A 21,307-nucleotide genomic window follows, 5' to 3' on the forward strand; every position below is an offset into this window, starting at 1 on the left:
GTATCATTTATTCATTTTGCCAGGCACACAGTCTTGATTATAAGAGCATAATATCTTGAAAGCTTGATGTCAATGTTCAGGATAATAAGAACAAAAGCCGTACAGTACGAAATTCTGCGTGATATGATAGAGAATGCCTTAAATAAATTTGACCATGTAAAGATACTGGTCTCGGAGGGCTTTCAAATTGATCCACAGAGTGTGTTTTATGGCCTTGATCTGTCCAGAATTAGAATACAGAGAATTCTCACGAGCTATCAGCTCTCCAGGATTCTTATGGAAAGCAACAATATGGCCTACTTCATAATGCTGAGGTCTGAGGTCATGGATGAGTGGGAATATGAGACAGTAGATTCCATTCAATGGATCATTAGGATGAAATCACTTTATTCCGGTAACATTATTTTTCTCAATGTTGTTGGTTCTCCAAGTGTGATGGAGAAGTTCTTCGATTCCAGAATACCAACCAGATTCATAAAGGGAGGGAGTGGTCTCATATGGGAAGAACTGTTCCCAGCATGAGGCAGATATTCGATCAGATGCTCAGCGAAATAAATGATAACAGGGATCTGCTTGGAAACCACATGTCAGAGAAGCTTGAGAAATACATATCATACCTGAGAAAAAATGTTCAGATAATACAGTTCTTTCACACGAGGCCTGAACTTATCATGATGCTAATGTGTCTGGCATTTGATGAGGATGGTGAAATCAGTGGAACAGATAATAAATGCACGAGGGACTGACGAAATAACTCTCTGGATTTTCGATGGCAAAAATATAAGGAAGAGGAAGAAAAAATACAGAACATGGATTTTTGTGACAGGTGACACATATGATCTTGAATTTCTGGGCAGACAGCTGGATGAAAGCTCCTTTGAATTTCAATGGGAAAAAATGAATGATATATATGGGGAAAAAATCGGCATAAAAATCCATGGTTCCCCATCCTTTCTTAAAAAAACAAGCAATGCGGTTGAATTCATAGGTGAAAACAGAAAGTTCAGGATTTACAACGCTGATGTAGATCCTGTGCTAAGATACATGTGCGAAAATGATCTGACATTCTTTAATAACGAATCCCTACTGGATGATGACTACCATTATCCTTCAGTTTACATATCCGGGAAGTCAATAAATGGGATACCGCAGACAATAAGAATAAACGATTCAGATCATATGAAAATTGATTACGATTCCATAATGCAGATTCTTGATGAGATAGATAGAAACATATTCATCTTTTACAACAACAGAAATAATTTTTTCAGAAATCTCGTAAAAATTGCCGAGACAATTTTTCACATGGATATTGCAAGAACACTCAACAGAGGGGAGAGCTACAGATCATACGGAAGGGTATACAGCAGAAACGGCAAGGTATTCATAAAAGACAGGATTGCAATAGACATGGATTCATTCGTTCTGAGGGAATCCGGTATTTCAGGACTAATTGAAACAAGCAGGGTTTCATTTCTTCCACCTGAAAAAATTGCCTCAATCACAAGCGGCAGTGCAGTATCTGCCCTTGAGGAGGCATACGCAATAAGGCATGGAATTCTCATACCATGGCACAAGGACGATCATGAAATGGAGAAAACTGCTCAATTTCTGAGCTTATGGGATGCAGGAGGATCAGTGCTTGAACCTGAACCTGGAATATATTCAGACGTTTATGAGATAGATTTTTCTTCTATGTACCCAAGTATAATTGTCAATTATAATATTTCCCCTGAAACACTGGAAATCTCTGATCATATAACTGAAAATGGTACCATGTATAAAATTAACAGAAAAAAAAGGGGGTTCCTTTCAGCTGCACTTGAAACTCTTCTGGAGAGAAGACTACTCTATAAATCAATGAGGGCCATCTCAGAAGTTTACATGATGAGGGATAAAGCACTTAAATGGATGCTTCTGACCTCATTCGGTTATACCGGATATAAAAATGCGAAATTTGGTAGAATTGAGGCCCATGAAGCAATAACAGGTATAGGAAGGGAAATATTGAGAAAAACCATGAAACTGGCCCTGAAATTCGGTTTTGAGACCATACATGGTATAGTGGATTCTCTCTGGCTCAAGGGCTCAGGAGACATTGATTCATTACTGAAAGCAATAAAAAATGAGACCGGCATAGATATAGTGGTTGATGGTAAATATTTCTGGATATGTTTTTTCAGGAGCAAAAACGGTACAGGGGCCCTTAACAGGTATGCAGGATTGTCATATGATGGAAAGATCAAAGTAAGGGGTATAGAACTGAGGAGGCATGATTCTCCCCCAATTGTAAAAAAATTTCAGAGTGATGCGTTTGCAATACTTTCAGAATGCAGGACTGTTGATGAAATATGGAATAAAAGAAACAGAATAGAGGAATTGAAAAGATATTACATGAAAAAACTTAATTCACTACCTGTTGACGATTACAAAATAAATTTCAGGATATCAAGACATCCGGAGGAATATGCCGTGAACAATATTCAGAAAACGTTTGGAAACAGGATCAGGGAACTTCACATGGATATTCAGCCTGGAGATGTTCAGGGTGGAGTTGTAATTGACAAGAAAAATAGGATCGTAGACCTTCCAGAAAATGCACACAAGATAGATACTGTTTATTACAGAAATCTTCTTTTAAGGGCCTTTGAACCTGTAGATCAGATAGTTGAATTTTCAAGTCCATATAAAAATAAAAAAATGACCCTTTATGATTTTACCTAATATTTTGAAAGAATTGATTCTATTTTTTCTGCAAGTACAGATGTGGGCACATCGTTTATTGCCAGTACCTTTTCAACACCTTTTCTGTAGCCCTTACCCATTACCCTGCTTTCTAATATTCCAAGATTCTCAAGTTTCGATACTATGCGGTAAACTGTTCTTTCACTCACTTCTTTAATTCCATATAGTTCTGCAAATGATCTGTAACTGGAAACAACCTTCATAAATTCTACATAGGAGGAGTTTTCAAGTGATCTGGCAACAGTCAAAAGTATCACAAGTTCCTCAAAGGATAAACCAGCAAGCTTGCTTTCTGTTATGTATGGGCTGATAGTTGACTGGGCTGTTCTGACATCCTCTGTTTCAATGAAATCTGAACCGCGTCCACGTGCAATGAATGCTGATTTCTGGAGTAGTTCAATTGCAACACGTGCACTCCCAAAGGTTGAAGAAACCTCACTTATATAATGGAGGGTGTCGTCATCATATGATCTTTCTGAAAGGCAAAGGGATGCCCGGTCCTTTAGAATCTCAAATATCTCATCTGTGGTGTATTTTGGAAAATTAAGAATGGAGAATAGCCCAAGTGAATTTCTCTCCCGCTGGGTGAGAAAGAGGGCAGGATCTTCCATTGTTATACATATTACTGAAATGTGAGCTCCGTACATTTCGTGAGACCTTAGAAGATTGTATATCCCATCCCTGTCGAATTTCATTAGATTGGTTGCCTCGTCAATTATTATGGTCTGAGGTTTTCTTGTTTTTTCCTCCAGTCTGATTAGGCCGTTGAATATCTCTGGAAATTGACTTGACTTGTAAATAACCATGCCGTTTTTTTCAAGCAAGTGTATAAGAAGTGATTTTATGGTGGAAAATGATGCTCCATTTTCATATAGAAAAAACATGTTCTGATGAAAATTCTTCATTAAATATCTTGCAGTCACAGTTTTTCCAGTACCAGAAATACCGTAAAATGATATATTGTTGTCAATACCTGAAAGCGCTGGCTGAATTAAAAGATTCTCTACCATGTTTATCTGTGTTTCCCTGAATTTTAATTTTTCAGGGACGTAACTGAAATCCAGACCTTCCCTGTATCTTATCATTACTGTGTTGGTATTATTTTCATGAGATTGTTCTTTGCGTTTTTTGAATATGATGTGTAAATTCTGTCAAATATGGCGAAATCATTGAAATTATCTTTTATTTCCTCTACTATTAAGTCAAATGTTTTAAAATTTTCATAATAGAACATGACTTCGAAGAAAATATTGTCAAGGCTGTAAGTAAGATAGTGTTCCTTAAGTTTTTGAGACCCATTTATCTTAAACATGATTTCATGCATATCTTCTATTGATTCACAATGAAATATTGCAGATACAATGAACCATCCAGAAATATCTTCCTGATTAAAATTTGGGGCTAACTTAATGTAACCAAGTGAAAGAAAATCGTCAAGTGATCTCTTTACTGTTTTCTGACTTTTATTAACCTCCTTGGATATCCCTTTTAAACTCTTTTTATAAATATCTTCAAAAAGAACTGATGCCAGAATGTTTCTCTTGCTTCCCTTTATCTCAGGTATCTTATAGATTTGGAAGAACTCATACATTTTCTTCCATCCCTCAGGAACCATTGATAATATATCTCTTTCCCTTACCTCTGAAAATTCTTTTTTGTGATTAATTAATCTGAATATGGTGTACCAGGTATTTTGTTTTAAAATACTGAATTTTCCCTTTGAAAAGTAAGTTTTCATCACACTTATTCTGTCAACGTAGTCGAGATTTTCCATAATGTTTTCCATCTCTTGAATTGAAAGCCTGGGATCTGATTCCATTGCTATCAGACCATCTCCGGAAAGCTTTGAGGTTGGAACTATGTGAAGACTTAACACATATTTTATTTTGAAAAGATTATCCCACTCATTCTTAATCTTGATGTAGTTAACTTTTATCCTTTTGGATATCAGATATGGAGTTGGTATATCAGAAGAGTCAAAATCTGACGGACCAGGCCAGTTCCATGACCTTATTATGGCCTTAACTATCTCTTCCATAATTAGTTATGTAGGATCGAGATATTAAACTTTTCATTTATATTTTTAATAGTTTATTAATGAATTATTTTATAAGTTTTTTTAAAATAAATCTCCCTATTGTGAAAATTTAATTATGGATAAAAATATAGGTATGAAATGAAAGCTCTGTTTATTGGTGGAAGCGGATACATTGGAAGACATCTTATGAAAAAACTGAATTATGAGGAAAAGGTCTATTACTCAAGGACTAAAATCAAGCAGAACGGATATGATGATTTTCAGTGGATTGAAGGTGACGTATCAGAGAAAGATAAATTGAAGGACCTTATCAAAAATTATGATGCAATTTTCTATCTAAGCAATTCCTACTCAGATAATGAAAATGAGGCAAAAATAGTGAATGTGGAGGGAATAAAAACTGTTGGAACTGAGGTAAAACGTATCGACAAAAATCAGAGACTTGTTTTCTTTTCTTCAATTAATGTTCACTACGGTACAAACACATATTTCAGAACAAGGAGAACTGGTGAGGATAATGCTGCACTTGCAAAAAATCATCTCATAGTAAGATTGTCCCCAGTTTATGGTGGAGAGAACCCACCGTTTCTCAATGTTATAAAGGATGTTCTTAATAAAAACATAGAAAAGTTTCCTGAAGGAGGTTATCTTTGCCCTGCTCACATAGATGATGTTGCATACACTGTTGAAAAGAGTGAAAAAATTATAGGTTCCATTTATGTTAATTCTGGTGAGAAGATTAAATTTGTGGATTGCCTGAATATGATTGCAAAAAAAACAGGAAAGAGAGAAATCAAGGAGGGGTCAGGTTTTCTTGACAGAAATCTTTCGAGAAAAATTTTGGAAGATAGGATCATGGATCCAATAACCCTGGACAGGATGCTCAAGGATTATTACAGGGAAACCAGTTCCCTGCTAAGATTTGTAAAAGAACCAAAACTATTTTCCTCATATGTTGATGAATTAGTAGGAAAAATATCTTAAATTTTTTTGTTTAGATAGAGAGTAAAAAGTGTTACAGAAAAACCATAAACCACAGATATTAAAAGGCCAGAAATCAGAATTAATATGGATGTGGATTTTGAAATTTCCATTTTTTCAACAAGATTTAAATAATAAAAAGGTATGAAAAGTAAAAAATAGAAAATAACAGATAGAGCAGAGGCATCGAGAATAGTTTTAAATTTTGTTGTTGGATTGAAAAATTTTATACCGTATACAATAAGTGAGAATAACACTGATCCCAGTATTGAAACAATTAAATGCTCGGGAATGCCTGTAAATAATGAACTTATCGACGATCCATTGTAGATGACATCGATGAGGTAGACAAATGTTCCATCAATTTTCCATAATATGACTGTAACAATTATTATCAGTATTCCAGAAAATAACCCAGTTAGAATTGAATTTGAAATTATTTTTTTATTCATGGGAAGATAATAGTTGAATAGATAATAAAAAATGTATAAATTTTTTTAATCCAGTGGATAATTGCAAAATTAAAATATACTGGACTAATTTATCAAAATTATGGTCAAAGCGGGATTACTTGAAAAAATAAATGAAGATATAAAAATAGAAGATGTTGAATATCCTGTTCCGGGTTATGGAGAAGTAATAATTAAACAGAAGATGACAGGTATATGTTACAGGGACATTTTAACAAGAGATGGTTTTTTTGGCAGAGCTCAACTTCCAATAATTCCTGGTCATGAAGTTTCCGGTATTATTGAGGAAGTTGGAGATGGGGTTGAAAATTTCAAAAAGGGGGACAGGGTGTCTTCATTAATTTACATTCCATGCGGTGTGTGTAAACACTGTGTATCAGGAAAGGAGAATCTTTGCAGATTTAAAAAAACACTTGGAGAGAATTTAAACGGTGCATATTCAGAAATGGTAAAACTGAATGCAAGGACGTTGGTAAAAGTCCCTAATAATGTTTCTGAAGAACTTTCTACAGTTGCTGCCTGTGTTACTGGAATGATAATACAGGCAATACAGGTGAGGGGGAGAATGAAACCTGGAGAAAAACTTCTGATCACAGGTGCCGGAGGTGGAGTGGGTTCTCATGCAATACAGATTGGAAAAGCTCTTGGTGCAGAGGTTATTGCAGCTTCCAGTTCTCCTGAAAAATTCGAAAAACTATACAAACTTGGTGCTGATCACGTTATAGATTCAAGGGAACAGTTCAGCAAAAAGGTTAAAGAAATATTTCCAGATGGTGTTGATGTTGTTCTTGAGGCAACGGGAAAGAGCACATTTCAGGAGGCATTCAAATCTTTGGACTTTGGGGGGAGAATGATTGTTGTTGGAAATCTGAATCCAGATGCTCCACAGGTTCCAATAGGTACAATGATTCTTAAAGGGGTGGAAATTGCGGGAAGCATTTCCTCAACCAGGGCAGATGTTGCTGAAGCCCTCTATCTAAGTTCCAAGGGAATGATACATGAAGTGGTGGACAGTGAGATAAAACTTGAAGAAGTGAACGCTGCCTTTGACAAAATGAAGAATAAAGGGAATACAGGAAAAATTTTTATAAAATTCTGATTTGAATTTAACAAAATGAGTAATTATTAATATCAATATTAATTTACCATCGAGGTAATCAGATGCAGGAAACAATTTGTAATTTTGAAATTTTTCAGGAGGACGACGGATCCTTCAGTGCAATACTGAGGACTGAGATAGGCGGCTCAATTGAATACACTGGTCTTACCATCGATGAGATAATTAATCAGGTTGTTAGGGAACTGGAAGATGAATTTTCCTGATCAAATGTACCAAAAAATGTATTAATTAACACGCATTAATTTGACTATGAAGATTGCCGTGGCCACTGTCACCCTGTTACTCCTTCTCTCAATGGGAGTGATGGGGGAGGGCAATCATTTTGGTCCAAAATTAGATTTTGAACTATCTCCACAGATAAACATAGAAAACTCATCTATGAATGTTTCACTAAACCTTTTGTCATCAATAAATATTCTTCCCTGTTATTATAAAATAGATAATATTTCTGTATACAACCCAGGATTAATGTTTTTTGCTCACTTTTATAAAGGATGGAAGTTGAAAAAAAGTGGTGAAAACGTCTCATATTACAATACGTTCACGTTTGGAAACAGAAGAGTAGGCTACACCATGAATGATATTCAGAGTATTGGTAACGGAAGTGCATTGATTATTATAAGTGAGATTAACAAAAATATAACTTTAAATGCAAGGAACAAAATAATTTTACAACCCAATGACACTTACAACATAACTTATGAATTGAGGCTTAAATTGAACGATACAATTAATGGCTTTGTTGTAATTAATCAGGGTTTCTTTTGGAAAAACATTAACAAGATAATTTTCTCAAACTATTCTCAGAATAAAACAAACATTTTCTCCTATCACTTCAGATTCCAACATCTTGTGGATCTAAATTATTTCTTAAACAATAACTCAACTGTGAATGGTAGAAATGAACATATAGGAATTAAATGGAAAAATTTCTTGAATTACGATAGATTTTCATATATCATTCCGGTTAGGGGTCAGAACTATATCAACATAACATATGATCCACTTCTGAATCTACCAAATTTTACCATTTCCTCCCACACAGTTCTTCTAATAGGTAATGATATTTTCGCATTAATTATATCAAATGCCATTTCCTTGGGTTACGGACTAATTGCAGGGGTAATGGTGATAACAGTTTCGTATGCATTTTACAGGAAAAAGAGATATTAGTCTTCATCGCCGAGAAGATCAATAAAACTATCAGCAAGTTCTGAAGTGAATGAGGATTTTGAACTCTGAATCGCCTTGTATACTTTTTCACGTCTGGCGATTTCAACAACCCCATTTTCCATTATCAAAAGGTTATCAGAATACATTGAATTCACTATTTCAATTCCTTTCTGTCCGAATTTTTCCCTCAACTTTTTTAGTTCCACAGATTTTTTTCTGTATATATAAAAAAGAAGGGAACGACTCTCTTTATTTTTTAGATAAAAAAATATGGAATTCAATATCTGATCATCCGATTCAGCAGGAAAATATCTTTTGAATTTACCGTCCTTCCTCACGGAGATCTGGAGATTTTTTTCCATTTTGTACAGGTGATACTCCAACTGGCCTACAGAAAGACCAGAAACCCTAACCATTTCCCTGAAGTGTATGCCAGGATTTTCCTTAATTAATTTGAGAATGTAACTTCTTGTGTCATCTTTTTCACTCACTTTACCGATCTCCTTATGAGTCCAAAGTAGAGAGCTATGAGACCTACAAAGTCAGTAATTTCCACCACATAATAGTTATATGATTCCAATTGATTTATCTGAAAATAAGGGAGGATTAAAAAAACGCTTTCAATCAAAATAAGAATGAAAAAAATCAAAAGATATGAAACTATTCTTAAACCCTTTCCTACAAGTTTTAATGTTAGGAAAATAAAAAAAAGTGAGAATACAATGTTCAACCCGGTGAGTATAAGAAGGGGATCAATAGTCATTAAAATGTTATTTAACTGATATATATAAGAGTATAGAGAGAGATCATCAATGGATAATATTTTTCAATAATATGAAAGATTTAAAATTATTTTTTAACCTTGATAAAATTAAGATTTAAAAATTTTAAATAAAATAATATGGTTGTATCATTGAATAAATTCAATGAAAAATTTGATTTTCCTGAATTGAGTTGTTAAAATTATCTTGTAAATGTATATGTGAAATACAAAATAATTTTAATCACTTTTTATATTTAGTTATGTGGAGAGAGAGGAAGTTAAAGAAAGATTCAAAAAAACACTTATTTTGGCCTGGGTTTCATACATTATCCTATTTACACTTCTGGAAATTTTTGTTTTTGGAAGAGATATAGTTTTTTCTATTCTTGCATCATTAGGTGTGGCATCCCTAATAGTTGCAATTATGGGCGGAGTTTATTTTATAGTTTATAACAGGATAACTAAGAGATGATTTTTCCATTTTTGACGTTTTTACTTTTGAATAAAAAATGCAAATTCTTTGGGCATTTTTGCTCTTAAATTTAATTAAATTATGAATTTTTTTAATTTTGCCAATCATATTTAAAATATCTTACTATCTTTCAAAGACTAATGAAAGAGTATATAATTTTTTAAGGGTAATTTCTGGCATTTGAAGAACTTGAAATGTCAGTTTTCTCATATATTAATGAAATATTTCTATAATCTACAAATAATCATCAATAATTTGAAACTGCAAATGTGATAAAGAACTTAGTAATATTTGTAGAAATCCAGTAATAAATAATTAAAATAAATGACGTTTACTGTTTTTTAGAGGTTTTGTTAAACATAGAATTAATTCATTGAGAGAAAAAGGATTCCGGATTGTATTAACATGACCGCAGCACCTGGCATTGCTATTTCTGCTTTAACATTTTCTCCCATCAAACATAGATTCCAACTTGTATTTTATAAAAAAAATGAAAACACATCTCCAATAGATATTTCAAAATCCAAATATATTTCAGGAAAGCTAAAAGGAATTTAAATGTTTTAAAAATTTTTAAGAACGGACAAATGTACTTATAAAATTTGGCGAAGGAATTAGAAGTCTAAAGACCCACCGCCTTTAGAAGAGTGTTTTTATTTCTTGTGACAATTTTGGTTACCAGTAATAAAAAAATAGGAGTCTAATTGCGAGACTAAATGAATTTTCCGAGAATGTTATGAAGAAAAATATTTTATATAATTTTATTTAAGATTTTAATTTAATCTAAAATAATCTATTAGTGATTGATCAATAAAGTTAGAAATGATAATTAAAACAGATTGGTTTTACTATAAAGTTATTGAAAGAGTGTTTCAATATAAATAGCAAATAATCAAGAATACTAAAATGAAGTGTAAATTAAATTTGATCTTATATAATATTTATATTGTTAAACTTAGAGTTCATAAGTTATACTTTATTTGATTATAGAATAAAATCATGCCAGTAATAAAAGATAAAAATTAATTTGAAATGTTTTAGGTTATAATTAGAATAAAAGAATTTATAGGTAAATGTTAATTTTTTTCACTAAAATATTTTAAATTCCAAAAATTATATTAAAAAGATATTTGACTAATAAATAAATCAAAGGATGAGAAATATTTTTATATGCCAGACAATGGCGCGGATTTCCACATCTATTTCTGGTATTACCTGCTTCCGTTCCTCAGGGAAAGATCCAGAGTCGGCTTCCCCACATCAGATACCTGGCTGAACATGGAATACGGTCAGGGGTTCAAGAAGTACCTTAACAGATACTTCAGGATAATGTACGTGGTAGATTCATCGGTTGAGAGGTGGTTCGAGGACGCGATGGTGAACACAGTAATAACCATCCTAGAGAGGACGGAAGACGAAGATACGAGGGAGAACAACAGAATAAAGTTTGTGAGGATAAACAGGAGGATATCGGACATCGTAAAGGATATAGAAGACGCCCTGAAGATCGCGGGAAGCCTGGAGAGAGGAATATCCGTGGAGGGCATAACGGTCATGCGCGAAGTCAGGCAGGGCAATATCGACCTCGACGACGTCATGAAGAGCAGGTTCTTCCCATACCTTAGACCCCCTGATGAATTCTTCGAGATAGTTAACAACAGGAACATGGTGCCACTGGAGAAGGTTATGGATGTCCAACGTGGATTCACAACCGGAGCAAACAATTTCTTCTACGTGGAGGATATCACATATGACTATTCAGATGAGGAACTCAAAGATCTGTTCGGACTGCGCAGGGGAGAAAAGGAGAGGATAAGGGTCATAAAGGACGGATTAGGAGCGGTGCATCTCATGGAGAAGGAATACCTTATGCCCATACTGAAGAGCCCGAAGGGATTCACCCAGATTTGAAAGATGGTGTTCAATGAACCCACGAAAAAATATGTTGTTCTGATAGGAGAGACGGACAGAAGCAAGATAAAAAGGCATGCCCTTGAATACATCGATTATGGTGAGAAGAATCCTCTAGGTGAACCGTACCCGGAAAGACCTACCTGCAAAGCCCGTAACCAATGGTGGAAGCTGTCGCCGATAGTATACCCAGACATGGCCTTTACGATGTACTTTTCCTCAAATTTCATGTTTCCCAAGACCGGCCATTTACTGGATCATACTTTATACTTCAGTAAAATGCTTGAAAAATATTCCAGTGATATTACAGCAATTTACTCTTTTCTGAATTCCACCCTCAGCTATCTTTATCCTGATCTGTACGGCAGGAACTATAGCGGGGGCGCAGCAGGATTCATGGTTTATGAGGTCAAGAAGCTTCTTGTCCCAAATCCAGAGATAATGAGCCCATATTATTCGAAGCTTGAGAGCATAATGGGAATTATGGAAAAAAGGAAGATCGGTTCGGTCTTCGATGAAATATGGAATATGACCGGTGAGTTCGATCTAAGCAGGGTTATGCCTGATCGTCTGGATCTTGATAGGACATTACTTAGGGCTATTGGCTTTAAGGATCCTGACAGATTCCTCTTATCTTACTATCCGAGAGTTGTTCGACTTGTCAGAGAGAGGCTGGACAGAGCCAAGAGCGAAAAAACCACAAACGAGAAGGGAACAGTATCGCTGTCAAAGGTCGCTGATGAAGTAATACATAAGATAAACGTCAAGGACTTTCCGTATGATTACGTGCCAAGCTCGGTATCGACCATAAAGTTGGGGAAAGGAACAAAGGTGTCACATGGAATGGACCTAAAAGGCCCGTAGGTTTCCATTGACGGAAAGAAGCAATACTTTGATAGTAAGGAAATGGCTCGGTACGTCTATTACTGTGCAGCCAGAGGGCTTGATACCATACCTGTACCGAAAGATCCTAGATCTGTACTTTTAGAATTCGAGGCGGATCTTGAGGGCTGGTGGAAGCTCATAATAGAGGAAATTAACAGCATATCGGACAACGAGAAATACAGAAAGAAGCTCATAAGCATCTGTGCTAGGAAGGCCAGGTATCCCATGCTGGACAGCGGCTATAAATGAATGTTGATGGTCTGTATGGATCTTGTGGGCTATTTTCTATTATCCAGTCAGGAGGAATAAGAGTGCAACGCTTGCAAATATAGGGAAGGCGATAGATGCCTGTTATGACCACTTAAAGATGTGGACAATCAAAAATTGGATTTCCGCGAAGCAATAAGAAGGCACGATTCTGAAGGTTCCTTCTTTTATCTGGATCCGCCCTACCATAATATTAAGGAATTATAAAACTATGAGTTGAAAGAGGGCGATCACGAAGACATGAAAAACCTTATGTACAATGTCAGGGGAAAATATCTTCTGAACATAAACTAAGACGAATTCGTCCTTTGGACGTTCGGAGAGCCTCGGGTGGGAAAGGACATTGCGATGCGCTTAGAGATCTCATAAGGAATTTCGCCAATCTAGGCGTCTGACATCCATCGATGTGCGACGGGTCTGGCTTCAATCTTTTATAAATGGAATGCATAATGTCTAAGATGGGTAAGTTCAAGGTTCTGGATCTGTTCTCTGGGATGGGTGGATTGTCGTCCGGTTTTGCACCCGCCAGATTTGATGTTACCGGTGTTGATATCGATCCCCGTGTCGGACTTGTCTACAGTGCCCTGAACAAAAACAATTTCATTTTGAAGGATCTGTTCAGGGAGATCGTGTCCGGAGACTTTGATGTGGTCGTCGGTGGTCCTCCTTGCAGGCCTTGGTCTGCCGTGAACCGATCTAGGAGAGGGTCGGCACACCGGGATTTTGCCCTCCTCAGCAGGTTCTTCGACCACGTTCTTACAATAAGGCCAGCCGTGTTCGTGCTCGAGAACGTGCCCCTGCTGCAGAGGGATCCTGAGTTCAGTGTCCAACTGGACAGGGCCATGGAGGCGGGCTATTCGGTATCATACAGGATATTAAGGTACTCAGACTTCGGTGCTGCAACCTCAAGAAAGAGGCTCGTAGCGATCGGCGTATCATACGGTTCCGCAGAAGAGATTCTACAGAGCATTGATGAGTACAGAAAATCTCCCACCAGCGTTAGCGGGGTGATATATGACCTCAGGGAGAAGCAGAGGGACGAGATCGCGGACCATGTCTGGCCCTATCTGAGAACCATAGCGAAATACAGGGATAAGTATCTGTCCGGTAAGTTCGGGTGGAAGGTGCTTGACTGGGACATGCCAGCCCCTTCATTCGGCAATGTTATGAAAACCTACATACTCCATCCGGATCACGGGGTGGACAGCAAAGATCCGAGAACCGTCTCCGTTCTTGAGGTTTCGCGGATTTTGGGTTTCAACCATGAGTTCTCCTTCCCTGCCGGCTTGGGAATGGGCCTCCGCTATCAGATGCTGGTTGATTCGGTCAGTCCAGTGTTCTCCAAGGCTATGGCATCGGCAATTGAAAAGTGGCTCTGAGGTGAGAGGCTGTCGGATTTCTCGCAGAGGCTCATTGACTGGTGGAGGGTGAACGGACGCAGGTTTCCGTGGAGGGGAGTCGATGATCCGTACAGGATCTTCATAGCGGAAGTCATGCTGCACAGAACGAGGGCTGAGAACGTCGTCCCCGTGTATGAAAGATTTCTGGAGAGGTTCCCGGACGCTGAATCTCTTGTCGGGGCAGACATGATGGAGGTGGCAGATATAATGGATTCCCTCGGACTGAGATGGAGATCTAAACTGCTGAAAGAGTCATTCATCGATATTGTAGAGAGATTTCATGGTAAAATTCCGGTGAACAAGAGCGACCTGCTCTCGCTACCAGGAGTGGGTGATTACATATCATCGGCCGTCAGCCTGTTTGCTGGTGGATCACGTGAGGTGCTGATAGACACGAACACCCTCCGGGTCATATGCAGGATCAACGGCGAGACAGTCACAGATAGTAGGAGGAAGGACAGGAGAATCAGAGAGGTCTATTCCAGGCTCTTGAACAACTCAGATCCTGTGACATTTGCCTATTCCATGATCGATCTTGCCTCTCTGATCTGTACGCCAAAGAATCCTAGATGCTTGGACTGCCCTGTGCACGTGCACTGCACAACATATGCCACTAGGACCGCCGGATCGCCACTCAGAGCGGATCGGCATCGTTGAACAGGCCCTCAGCTGGTTTCCTCGCAACGATGAGATCCTCGAATCCATCGAGATTGATCTGATATCTCACTTTTTCAACGCCATGTGGAGGGCCTCCCCCCTGGAATGATGAGGATGTTATCCTCGGGAAACGCCCTTCGACCCTGTACAGAACCTCGTCAACGATGGTGAACCTGTGCGCCTCATAAACATCGTCGTGCGCCGGCGAGTATCCAAAGGTGGCGAGAGAATCCTCCATGAAAGCAAAAAGATCAGGCTCTCCCTCAAGACTGCTCATGCATGAGCCAACAAGTTCAGGCAGTGTTAGTCCGGCTCCAGTTTCCTCACGCATCTTCAGACTGAAGAGGTACAGCTTCCCGTTATACACCGGTGAGAGCTGATCAAGTCCGTTGACCCAGTGTCTTGTTCCATCCGCAATGATCGTACCCTTCACTTCCACTGACATGTTCCTCCATTCGAAATCGTGTCGGCCGCCACGTGGCCCCTTCCAGCCATAGATCAGATTTCTGGATGAGACGGGCATTATCCACCGGGATATGAACCAGATCTCGGCGAAGAGGCCTATCTCCTCATCCTTTGATAAAGGACCTGAGGGTGGGCTGCTCCAGAAATACCTCCATCTTGAAAGAACCTCCCGCACGCAGTCCGATCCGCGACGAGCAGGATCCCTCAGGGAAACCGCGATCTGTCCACCGATCACGTCGAAGATCTGCTTTCCGGAATCGTCCATGAGCTGCAGGTCTACGTACCTTCTCTCCCGGCCGCCCCAGCTTCCTCCGGTTGTCCTGAGCTCTCTGACGTTGGCAGTGATACCTCTGCTCTTGGTGTAACCGGCGAATCTCTCGTGTTCGTCAATGGGTATGAGGAAGTGCCTCGAACCGAAGGAATCTATGGCTATCAGCAGCCTCTCAGTTATCTGTGGGAAACCCATCCTAGCAACATACGAGTCACCCCGTGGCTCATCTCCTTCCAGCCTTTCCCATTCTGGATCCTCATTCCCCCTCATCATATGATCTCCATCCCAAAATGTTTGTGACATACTGCACCGGAACGCCATCTTCTACCTCTGAATTGGGGAATGATATGGCAAGGGCAATCAGATCCCTTCTGTGCGGGTCATTCTCCTCAAAGAGCTGGACTCTATTTTTTTTGGTATCTGCGGGTCTGGATCTACCGCTAATAGGATAGATCAGGAGCAGGCCCCTTTTCGGTGACCTCACATATCTGGAAGTCTCATTTCTAGATCTGCCCTCTCTATTTTCTGCAGCCTCATCAAACTTCTCCATCTCATCCTCATCAAGGCCCACAATCTCGTCACCCGGCGATGTCACCACACCCAGGGAATTGGTCTGCCTTATCCTGCTGCGGCTAATCATGTTTATGCCCCTTCCGTCCACCTTCCATGACGTTGTTCCGAGATCCGGATCCGGAGACACAAGCCCCATTATGGCAACCGTCCATCTGACGAGCTCGCCACTTCTCACACGGGCCCTGATGTAGGACAGAATCGGATCCTTACTGAATCCTGCCCTCTCGGGGAAGTCACTGATGCTGAAGCGATCGATGAAATCCAGTATGACGTCCGCATCAACGTTTTCCCAGATCGGTCTGGATTTAAACCATTTTGTGGGCGACCCAAGAGAGCCTATGAGATCCTTGAGGACTTTCTGGTTATTGTCCTGTTGCTGCGCGAGTTCGTCTGGTCGGTCAAATGGAAACTTGAATGTCTGGACGAGCTGACCGGAATAGCTCTGATTGATCAGTATATCCCTCGCATGGCGCCTCTTCATGGGTGCTGTGACCTGCATGGATGGATGCTTCAGTATTCTAATGCCCACCTGCTGTGGCGTGAGCTGCATGTCCTCATAGATGCGCAGATCCTGCCTGAGCTGGTGCTCCACAAGCGCCAGGAGTGCGAAGTGATCAGCCAGCGTCCGTGTGGTCCATATGCGGGTTAGATCGATGTATCCCTCTCGGAAACCGAACCACCTGCCCATCTGCATCAGTGTGTCGTAATAGGGCGTGTCCCTGACGAAATAGCTCGTGACCAGCCCCTCGAGTGTCAGACCCCTGGAAAGTCTGTCCCCTCCTATGCATATCGCCTTCAGATGAGGCTCACGCTTGAAGTCAAGTATCTGCCCTGTGGCGCTGTTTATTATCCTGATCTGCACGGACTCTATGAATCGTCTTATGTGGGGCTCCAAGGCATCGAATTCAACATCGTACTGTGGATAGTACTCTTTTATTTGGGGTCTGAAATCCGTGTTCCAGATCGATCTGAGGCTGGCTATTACCTCCGGCTCTGAGCTTTGCTCCGTATGGTAACGTATGTCACTTTTGAAATCTGATACGATGTTCCTGACAAGATCTGCCACATTGGAATGGGTCTCTATCCTGCGGTCCACATGGATCAGCATCGTGCTTGGGCCATCCTGTCCCCGCTGGAGCCTCGCTGCTCCTGCCAGAATGTATCCAAGTATGGCCTGTTCGAGGCTTTGTGCAGGCCTACCCTCCCTCAGATTCTGAACATCCTCATCCGGAACAGGACGCATAACATCAATTCCTCTGGTGATGTAGTTACCGTCTGCTTCTTCAATTTCGAACAGTTCCTCTGCCCCGAAATATCCGCTGGGTTTTGGAATGTCGATTATGAAGTCTTTTGGATAGAGATCGTTCTGCACATATGGGTCATAGACATCATAGGGGATGAGTATGTTTGCGAAGGGTGTGGCGGTGTACGCCACGTAGACCTTTCTGCTGAATCTCTTCAGAAGATCCCTTATATGTCCATTTATTACTGACGGCGGCTCATAGTCATCTGGGAGTGGATCGTCCTGCGTGATATAGGATCCCCTCGTGTCTATGCTTGCAAGATCCGCCTCGTCGTCTATCACAATCGCCGGTATCTGATGGAAAGAGGGTCCTGCAGCTCCATCGAGCCACCTGATGAGCCTTCCCAGGACCCTGCTGTTCTTCTTAATGACCATCAGTATTGGTCCGTATCCCTGAAGCACGGCCTGGTTTACGTGACCCGAATCGAAATCTCCGTCCGGTTCCTCTGTTGTGAAGCTGACCCACTGCTTTCCAACAGGAGGCACTGGTACCTGATCTAGGTCGCCAAGATACCCTGGATACCTATATCCCATAAGCTCCCTGTTCAGCCTGATCTGTGTCTGCAGACGGAGACCCTTGTCTATGCCTGATAGCACGATGAAGAGTCGGTAACCGCAATCCGCAGCCTTGGCTATCAGCCCAGTGTAGTTAGAGGTCTTGCCGCTCTGGACATATCCCAGAACCAAACCCCTAACATCAAAATTATCCTGGTCCGGAGGTGGTATCCTTTCCATTATCCTGTCGGTCGTGTCATCCAGCGATCTGACGGCAGCTTCCGACCAGCCATGGCCCAGAAGGAAGGTCCTCAAAGTTGGCCAGTAGTACCAGCCACCTCTGTCAACTACATGATACCATTCTGATGGTGCACCTGCCGACAGCACTCTGACAGGTTCCAGTTTGATGTTCTCTTCACGCTGGATCTGTTCCAAGATCCATTGACGGTATTCGATCGGTATGGCGGGATTGCTCACTGCTTCTTCCACACTTATCCCGCCCTCCAGCATAAGCCTCACCATTCCCAGCGCCTGATCTCTGCGTATAGCCATCTAATCACCTCACAGACAGAGTATTCCGGCAATGTCTGGCCTTGTCGACTTCAGGTGCAATAGTATCCGATCCAGAGCTGCATGGTCTCCTGTCGCTCTGGCACTGGATCTCAGGGCATCCAGAATATCGAAGCCCTGCACAGAAGACGATGGGCGTTCGGTGACGCTGGAGGAAGAATGAGCCCAATCAGAGCCCTGATCCCGCAAGCCGTGATGGGTATCGCCCGTCTGCCAGGATCTTCGGCCGGAGCTGCCATTAGCCCTGCTCTCTTCCATCCCGCTACCAACTGACCTGCTTCTACCGGCCTGCGGACTCGGGCCGTGGATTCTGTAGAGCTTGTTGGCCGTCGACGTAACGTTCGCCACTATCGGTCTGAGCGATTCCTTCAGGTTATCTGGGAGCTCAATATTGGTCTTCCTTATGTCCATGTCCAATGCATCATCGGCATCCGATGTGAAGTAAAGGGCAACTCTTGCAAATTTTGTGTGCTCATCCGGCACCCTCATGCCATTCCAGCCACCGTACTGTATGAGTCTGTCCTCCCTGTAAATGTAGAATCCCTGCAGCTCGTTCCATCTACCTCTCCCATAATAATCGAAGGCCTCCGGAGTGGAATATGAGTCCTGATTCGGGAGGATGAAAGAGCTGTACTTAACAGAGTATTTCCGTTGCTGTCCCTGGACCTCTATCACTACCTCATCCAGCTTCGTGGTGGACCGCTCAGATGTTGCGAATGGGTCCCATGGCTCTATTCTCCTGTCGTTAAGGGTGATCTCCACACGCCCTCTGGTGGCCTCTCCGGAGAGAAACCTGTGGAACACCGCGGAAAGATGTTTTTCAAGTTCCGCGGCCATCCTATTGAAAGCCCTGACGGCGCTGGCCCCAGTGGATATCTTGTACTTCATGAGACGATCAAGCTGCTCCCAGAGCACGACTGTACCCTGACTGTTCTGGAGCGGTCTGACGACTTCGGATGGTGCATGATCTACCGGTATGTCCTTTATAACCCAGCTGTCGGTTCGATCAATCAGGTTGAGATCCAGAGATCTGACAGATATTTCAGATCCCGGAACTGATGACCTGCTGGCCACCGTGATATTCCTGCACTGCGACAGGGAGGCCGTTTTTAGACCCATTCCGAATCTTCCAAGTTCTCCCTTCTCATAATCCCGCCTCGTGCCGAGCCTCATAGCTTCGGTCAGCTCCTCCTGTGACATCCCCCTACCGTTATCGGCTATCAACACACGAGAGTCCTGCCCCGAGATGAAAAACATGTGGATATCTATCTTCGTTGCACCTGCCTGTATTGAATTATCCACGAGATCGGCGACGGCTCTGGAGAAGTCATATCTCATGTTTCTGATGGAGTCCAGAAGTCGTCTGGCAGAAGGCACAACATGCACGATCCTATAAGAATGCTCATCATCATTATTCAGATCGGACATGGTCAATCATCTCCGGCACATACTGGATCCAACAAATTACAGATCCTTACCATCTCACCACCACCCCTCCACTGGCAGCTCTTCGTATCTTTGACAGTCAAATTCCCATTCTTGTCCTTTTTGACCAGGTCTTTTCTGTAATCTGAAGTAATTGAGCGCGTTAAAGATCTTTGATAATTTATAAGAATACTGTAAGTCTTGTTCTTTGGCTCTTTGTTCCATTCTCTGTCGTATCCGTAATGACCCTGTGGTAACTTTTCATTGATCTTGAATTGCGTCTCACTTCGCTTTTTTAAATTATTAAGTTTAGTTTTGATCACCTTCGCAAGATCTTCTAAAGACCCCGGATGAAATTCAAATTCTATTGAATAAAAAGTGTAATCTTCATTGTATTCGTCATCTGCTTCTTTATCAGCATTTGACTCTCTGTCCTTATTTTTCTCCGGAGACTGTTTCTTCTCCTTTTCTTTCCATACTATATGGCCTTTTGTATCGACCTGTACATTGTCGTCTTTCTTGTTTCTGCTGGCCTCTATGAACCTGTCCAAAAATTCTATAACTTTATCTATTTCTTTCTTTTTTTCCTCTACATTTTCCTGTCCACCTTTCCCTTTCGAATAATCTCTATCAACCATATGTTCACCTCTACTCTAGTTTCACCCCGCACTTCTTGCAGTATACTGCATCCGAATCATTATTTGTATGGCAGTTAAGACAGACTTTAGCCCTCTCCTTGTAGTGCATCATCATCTTCTGCACCTGTGGATATGTCCATGCTGCCTTCACATGCCAACATTCATATGAATTGTCATGCTCGCACCATAATCTGAAATCACCGTTGCCATTCCTCTTTACATATATGTTGAAAATCCTTGGAGGCTTCCCAGGCCCCTCCTCCTCAACAGTGATGTGATCATCTATTACATTGATGTGAAATAAAAGATTGAGATGTTTGGCCATCTCCGCTTCTTCCTCGGTCATTGTGAGATCGAGGTCAGGTTTTTGTGCAATATCTAAACCTGAAGATTTAGTGACTTCTTCGGCTTTAAGTAACTGTTCCGCCAACTTCCTACCTTTGTCAGTAAGCGAGACGTAAACGATCTTTCTTTTGCTTATAACTTCCCTTCTTTTAACAAGTCCAGCAACCTCAAGATTCTTTATTGTACGATAATAAGTAGTAGGTGATATCTTAATCTCGTTAAATCTAGTGATAGGAGAGACTCCATTACTCATAAGAAAAAGCAATATCTCGGAGGAATGACGGCCATACTTTGATATATCCATTTCTATAATAGGAAAACAGCAGATTAATATTAAGTA

The 21,307-nt window shown here is 40.7% G+C and carries 25 protein-coding genes; 15 read left to right on the forward strand and 10 right to left on the reverse strand.

Annotation, left to right across the window (positions count from 1 at the left end; genetic code table 11):
• The first annotated feature begins 72 nt into the window (after positions 1-72).
• The 3 genes from ACNF4Z_RS05010 to ACNF4Z_RS05020 are packed head-to-tail and all read left to right on the forward strand — an operon-like array spanning position 73 to position 2,724.
• On the forward strand, positions 73-522 hold the full coding sequence (locus ACNF4Z_RS05010) for a hypothetical protein (RefSeq protein ID WP_458328148.1): 450 nt from the start codon (positions 73-75) through the stop codon (positions 520-522).
• On the forward strand, positions 498-746 hold the full coding sequence (locus ACNF4Z_RS05015; RefSeq protein ID WP_458328149.1) for a hypothetical protein: 249 nt from the start codon (positions 498-500) through the stop codon (positions 744-746). The genes ACNF4Z_RS05010 and ACNF4Z_RS05015 overlap by 25 nt, the downstream gene beginning before the upstream one ends.
• Positions 715-2,724, forward strand: a complete 2,010-nt coding sequence (locus ACNF4Z_RS05020) for a type B DNA-directed DNA polymerase (RefSeq protein WP_458328150.1) — start codon at positions 715-717, stop codon at positions 2,722-2,724. Before ACNF4Z_RS05015 ends, ACNF4Z_RS05020 begins: the two co-directional genes overlap by 32 nt.
• Here ACNF4Z_RS05020 and ACNF4Z_RS05025 read toward each other — a convergent pair.
• Positions 2,721-3,830: a Cdc6/Cdc18 family protein gene (locus ACNF4Z_RS05025; protein ID WP_458328151.1), complete on the reverse strand. Its 1,110-nt coding sequence runs from the start codon at positions 3,828-3,830 to the stop codon at positions 2,721-2,723. The two genes, ACNF4Z_RS05020 and ACNF4Z_RS05025, sit on opposite strands and share 4 nt — an antisense overlap.
• Complete coding sequence (locus tag ACNF4Z_RS05030) at positions 3,830-4,783, reverse strand: hypothetical protein (RefSeq protein ID WP_458328152.1); 954 nt, start codon at positions 4,781-4,783, stop codon at positions 3,830-3,832. The genes ACNF4Z_RS05025 and ACNF4Z_RS05030 overlap by 1 nt, the downstream gene beginning before the upstream one ends.
• Positions 4,784-4,921: 138 nt before the next feature.
• Here ACNF4Z_RS05030 and ACNF4Z_RS05035 point away from each other — a divergent pair, with 138 nt between their 5' ends.
• Positions 4,922-5,767, forward strand: coding sequence for an NAD-dependent epimerase/dehydratase family protein (locus ACNF4Z_RS05035; RefSeq protein WP_458328153.1), 846 nt, complete (start codon positions 4,922-4,924; stop codon positions 5,765-5,767).
• Here the strand turns inward: ACNF4Z_RS05035 and ACNF4Z_RS05040 are convergent.
• Entirely contained in the window at positions 5,764-6,216 is a 453-nt protein-coding gene (locus ACNF4Z_RS05040; protein ID WP_458328154.1) for a hypothetical protein, read from the reverse strand. The genes ACNF4Z_RS05035 and ACNF4Z_RS05040 overlap by 4 nt on opposite strands.
• A gap of 100 nt (positions 6,217-6,316) precedes the next feature.
• Between ACNF4Z_RS05040 and ACNF4Z_RS05045 the strand changes: the two genes are divergently transcribed.
• From ACNF4Z_RS05045 to ACNF4Z_RS05055, 3 genes are all read left to right on the forward strand, one after another.
• Positions 6,317-7,333, forward strand: a complete 1,017-nt coding sequence (locus ACNF4Z_RS05045; protein WP_458328155.1) for a zinc-binding dehydrogenase — start codon at positions 6,317-6,319, stop codon at positions 7,331-7,333.
• A 62-nt stretch (positions 7,334-7,395) separates the two neighbouring features.
• Complete coding sequence (locus ACNF4Z_RS05050; protein WP_458328156.1) at positions 7,396-7,557, forward strand: hypothetical protein; 162 nt, start codon at positions 7,396-7,398, stop codon at positions 7,555-7,557.
• A gap of 46 nt (positions 7,558-7,603) precedes the next feature.
• A complete protein-coding gene (locus ACNF4Z_RS05055) occupies positions 7,604-8,527 on the forward strand; it encodes a hypothetical protein (RefSeq protein WP_458328157.1) in 924 nt (307 codons plus the stop codon).
• Here the strand turns inward: ACNF4Z_RS05055 and ACNF4Z_RS05060 are convergent.
• On the reverse strand, positions 8,524-9,018 hold the full coding sequence (locus ACNF4Z_RS05060) for a winged helix-turn-helix transcriptional regulator (protein WP_458328158.1): 495 nt from the start codon (positions 9,016-9,018) through the stop codon (positions 8,524-8,526). The two genes, ACNF4Z_RS05055 and ACNF4Z_RS05060, sit on opposite strands and share 4 nt — an antisense overlap.
• Entirely contained in the window at positions 9,015-9,290 is a 276-nt protein-coding gene (locus tag ACNF4Z_RS05065; RefSeq protein ID WP_458328159.1) for a hypothetical protein, read from the reverse strand. Before ACNF4Z_RS05065 ends, ACNF4Z_RS05060 begins: the two co-directional genes overlap by 4 nt.
• Before the next feature lie 262 nt (positions 9,291-9,552).
• Between ACNF4Z_RS05065 and ACNF4Z_RS05070 the strand changes: the two genes are divergently transcribed.
• The 8 genes from ACNF4Z_RS05070 (at position 9,553) to ACNF4Z_RS05105 (ending at position 14,882) form a co-directional block, all read left to right on the forward strand.
• A complete protein-coding gene (locus ACNF4Z_RS05070) occupies positions 9,553-9,762 on the forward strand; it encodes a hypothetical protein (protein ID WP_458328160.1) in 210 nt (69 codons plus the stop codon).
• Between the two features lie 405 nt (positions 9,763-10,167).
• Entirely contained in the window at positions 10,168-10,320 is a 153-nt protein-coding gene (locus ACNF4Z_RS05075; RefSeq protein ID WP_458328161.1) for a hypothetical protein, read from the forward strand.
• Between the two features lie 612 nt (positions 10,321-10,932).
• Positions 10,933-11,673, forward strand: a complete 741-nt coding sequence (locus tag ACNF4Z_RS05080) for a hypothetical protein (protein WP_458328162.1) — start codon at positions 10,933-10,935, stop codon at positions 11,671-11,673.
• A gap of 3 nt (positions 11,674-11,676) precedes the next feature.
• The gene (locus ACNF4Z_RS05085) at positions 11,677-12,537 is read left to right on the forward strand and encodes a hypothetical protein (protein ID WP_458328163.1); all 861 of its coding nucleotides are present in this window, start codon (positions 11,677-11,679) and stop codon (positions 12,535-12,537) included.
• 42 nt (positions 12,538-12,579) lie between these two features.
• Positions 12,580-12,807 (forward strand): hypothetical protein, encoded by a 228-nt coding sequence (locus tag ACNF4Z_RS05090; RefSeq protein WP_458328164.1) that lies wholly within the window; start codon positions 12,580-12,582, stop codon positions 12,805-12,807.
• Between the two features lie 120 nt (positions 12,808-12,927).
• A complete protein-coding gene (locus ACNF4Z_RS05095) occupies positions 12,928-13,032 on the forward strand; it encodes a DNA adenine methylase (RefSeq protein ID WP_458328165.1) in 105 nt (34 codons plus the stop codon).
• Between the two features lie 251 nt (positions 13,033-13,283).
• A complete protein-coding gene (locus ACNF4Z_RS05100) occupies positions 13,284-14,204 on the forward strand; it encodes a DNA cytosine methyltransferase (protein ID WP_458328166.1) in 921 nt (306 codons plus the stop codon).
• A gap of 48 nt (positions 14,205-14,252) precedes the next feature.
• Complete coding sequence (locus ACNF4Z_RS05105) at positions 14,253-14,882, forward strand: DNA-binding protein (protein WP_458328167.1); 630 nt, start codon at positions 14,253-14,255, stop codon at positions 14,880-14,882.
• On the opposite strand, the gene ACNF4Z_RS05110 is transcribed toward ACNF4Z_RS05105, so the two are convergent.
• From ACNF4Z_RS05110 to ACNF4Z_RS05130, 5 genes are read right to left on the reverse strand one after another with little or no spacing between them, the layout of a single operon-like run.
• Complete coding sequence (locus ACNF4Z_RS05110; protein ID WP_458328168.1) at positions 14,860-15,891, reverse strand: PD-(D/E)XK motif protein; 1,032 nt, start codon at positions 15,889-15,891, stop codon at positions 14,860-14,862. The two genes, ACNF4Z_RS05105 and ACNF4Z_RS05110, sit on opposite strands and share 23 nt — an antisense overlap.
• Positions 15,875-18,541, reverse strand: coding sequence for a Z1 domain-containing protein (locus ACNF4Z_RS05115; RefSeq protein WP_458328169.1), 2,667 nt, complete (start codon positions 18,539-18,541; stop codon positions 15,875-15,877). The genes ACNF4Z_RS05110 and ACNF4Z_RS05115 overlap by 17 nt, the downstream gene beginning before the upstream one ends.
• A 9-nt stretch (positions 18,542-18,550) precedes the next feature.
• Positions 18,551-19,987: an ATP-binding protein gene (locus ACNF4Z_RS05120; RefSeq protein ID WP_458328170.1), complete on the reverse strand. Its 1,437-nt coding sequence runs from the start codon at positions 19,985-19,987 to the stop codon at positions 18,551-18,553.
• Between the two features lie 2 nt (positions 19,988-19,989).
• On the reverse strand, positions 19,990-20,622 hold the full coding sequence (locus tag ACNF4Z_RS05125) for a hypothetical protein (protein WP_458328171.1): 633 nt from the start codon (positions 20,620-20,622) through the stop codon (positions 19,990-19,992).
• 10 nt (positions 20,623-20,632) lie between these two features.
• On the reverse strand, positions 20,633-21,271 hold the full coding sequence (locus ACNF4Z_RS05130; protein ID WP_458328172.1) for a hypothetical protein: 639 nt from the start codon (positions 21,269-21,271) through the stop codon (positions 20,633-20,635).
• Positions 21,272-21,307 lie beyond the last annotated feature (36 nt).

This window comes from Caldiplasma sukawensis (genome assembly GCF_052315375.1).
GTDB lineage: Archaea > Thermoplasmatota > Thermoplasmata > Thermoplasmatales > Thermoplasmataceae > Cuniculiplasma.

Bases quoted from the DNA above. Each gene is read 5' to 3' on its own strand.
- ACNF4Z_RS05100 (WP_458328166.1), top strand. From the start codon at position 13,284: ATGGGTAAGTTCAAGGTTCTGGATCTGTTCTCTGGGATGGGTGGATTG.
- ACNF4Z_RS05080 (WP_458328162.1), top strand. From the start codon at position 10,933: ATGCCAGACAATGGCGCGGATTTCCACATCTATTTCTGGTATTACCTG.
- ACNF4Z_RS05075 (WP_458328161.1), top strand. From the start codon at position 10,168: ATGACCGCAGCACCTGGCATTGCTATTTCTGCTTTAACATTTTCTCCC.
- ACNF4Z_RS05045 (WP_458328155.1), top strand. From the start codon at position 6,317: ATGGTCAAAGCGGGATTACTTGAAAAAATAAATGAAGATATAAAAATA.
- ACNF4Z_RS05130 (WP_458328172.1), bottom strand. From the start codon at position 21,271: ATGGATATATCAAAGTATGGCCGTCATTCCTCCGAGATATTGCTTTTT.
- ACNF4Z_RS05040 (WP_458328154.1), bottom strand. From the start codon at position 6,216: ATGAATAAAAAAATAATTTCAAATTCAATTCTAACTGGGTTATTTTCT.
- ACNF4Z_RS05085 (WP_458328163.1), top strand. From the start codon at position 11,677: ATGGTGTTCAATGAACCCACGAAAAAATATGTTGTTCTGATAGGAGAG.
- ACNF4Z_RS05090 (WP_458328164.1), top strand. From the start codon at position 12,580: ATGGCTCGGTACGTCTATTACTGTGCAGCCAGAGGGCTTGATACCATA.
- ACNF4Z_RS05055 (WP_458328157.1), top strand. From the start codon at position 7,604: ATGAAGATTGCCGTGGCCACTGTCACCCTGTTACTCCTTCTCTCAATG.
- ACNF4Z_RS05050 (WP_458328156.1), top strand. From the start codon at position 7,396: ATGCAGGAAACAATTTGTAATTTTGAAATTTTTCAGGAGGACGACGGA.
- ACNF4Z_RS05110 (WP_458328168.1), bottom strand. From the start codon at position 15,891: ATGATGAGGGGGAATGAGGATCCAGAATGGGAAAGGCTGGAAGGAGAT.
- ACNF4Z_RS05030 (WP_458328152.1), bottom strand. From the start codon at position 4,783: ATGGAAGAGATAGTTAAGGCCATAATAAGGTCATGGAACTGGCCTGGT.
- ACNF4Z_RS05025 (WP_458328151.1), bottom strand. From the start codon at position 3,830: ATGATAAGATACAGGGAAGGTCTGGATTTCAGTTACGTCCCTGAAAAA.
- ACNF4Z_RS05010 (WP_458328148.1), top strand. From the start codon at position 73: ATGTTCAGGATAATAAGAACAAAAGCCGTACAGTACGAAATTCTGCGT.
- ACNF4Z_RS05120 (WP_458328170.1), bottom strand. From the start codon at position 19,987: ATGTCCGATCTGAATAATGATGATGAGCATTCTTATAGGATCGTGCAT.
- ACNF4Z_RS05125 (WP_458328171.1), bottom strand. From the start codon at position 20,622: ATGGTTGATAGAGATTATTCGAAAGGGAAAGGTGGACAGGAAAATGTA.
- ACNF4Z_RS05115 (WP_458328169.1), bottom strand. From the start codon at position 18,541: ATGGCTATACGCAGAGATCAGGCGCTGGGAATGGTGAGGCTTATGCTG.
- ACNF4Z_RS05065 (WP_458328159.1), bottom strand. From the start codon at position 9,290: ATGACTATTGATCCCCTTCTTATACTCACCGGGTTGAACATTGTATTC.
- ACNF4Z_RS05035 (WP_458328153.1), top strand. From the start codon at position 4,922: ATGAAAGCTCTGTTTATTGGTGGAAGCGGATACATTGGAAGACATCTT.
- ACNF4Z_RS05015 (WP_458328149.1), top strand. From the start codon at position 498: ATGGGAAGAACTGTTCCCAGCATGAGGCAGATATTCGATCAGATGCTC.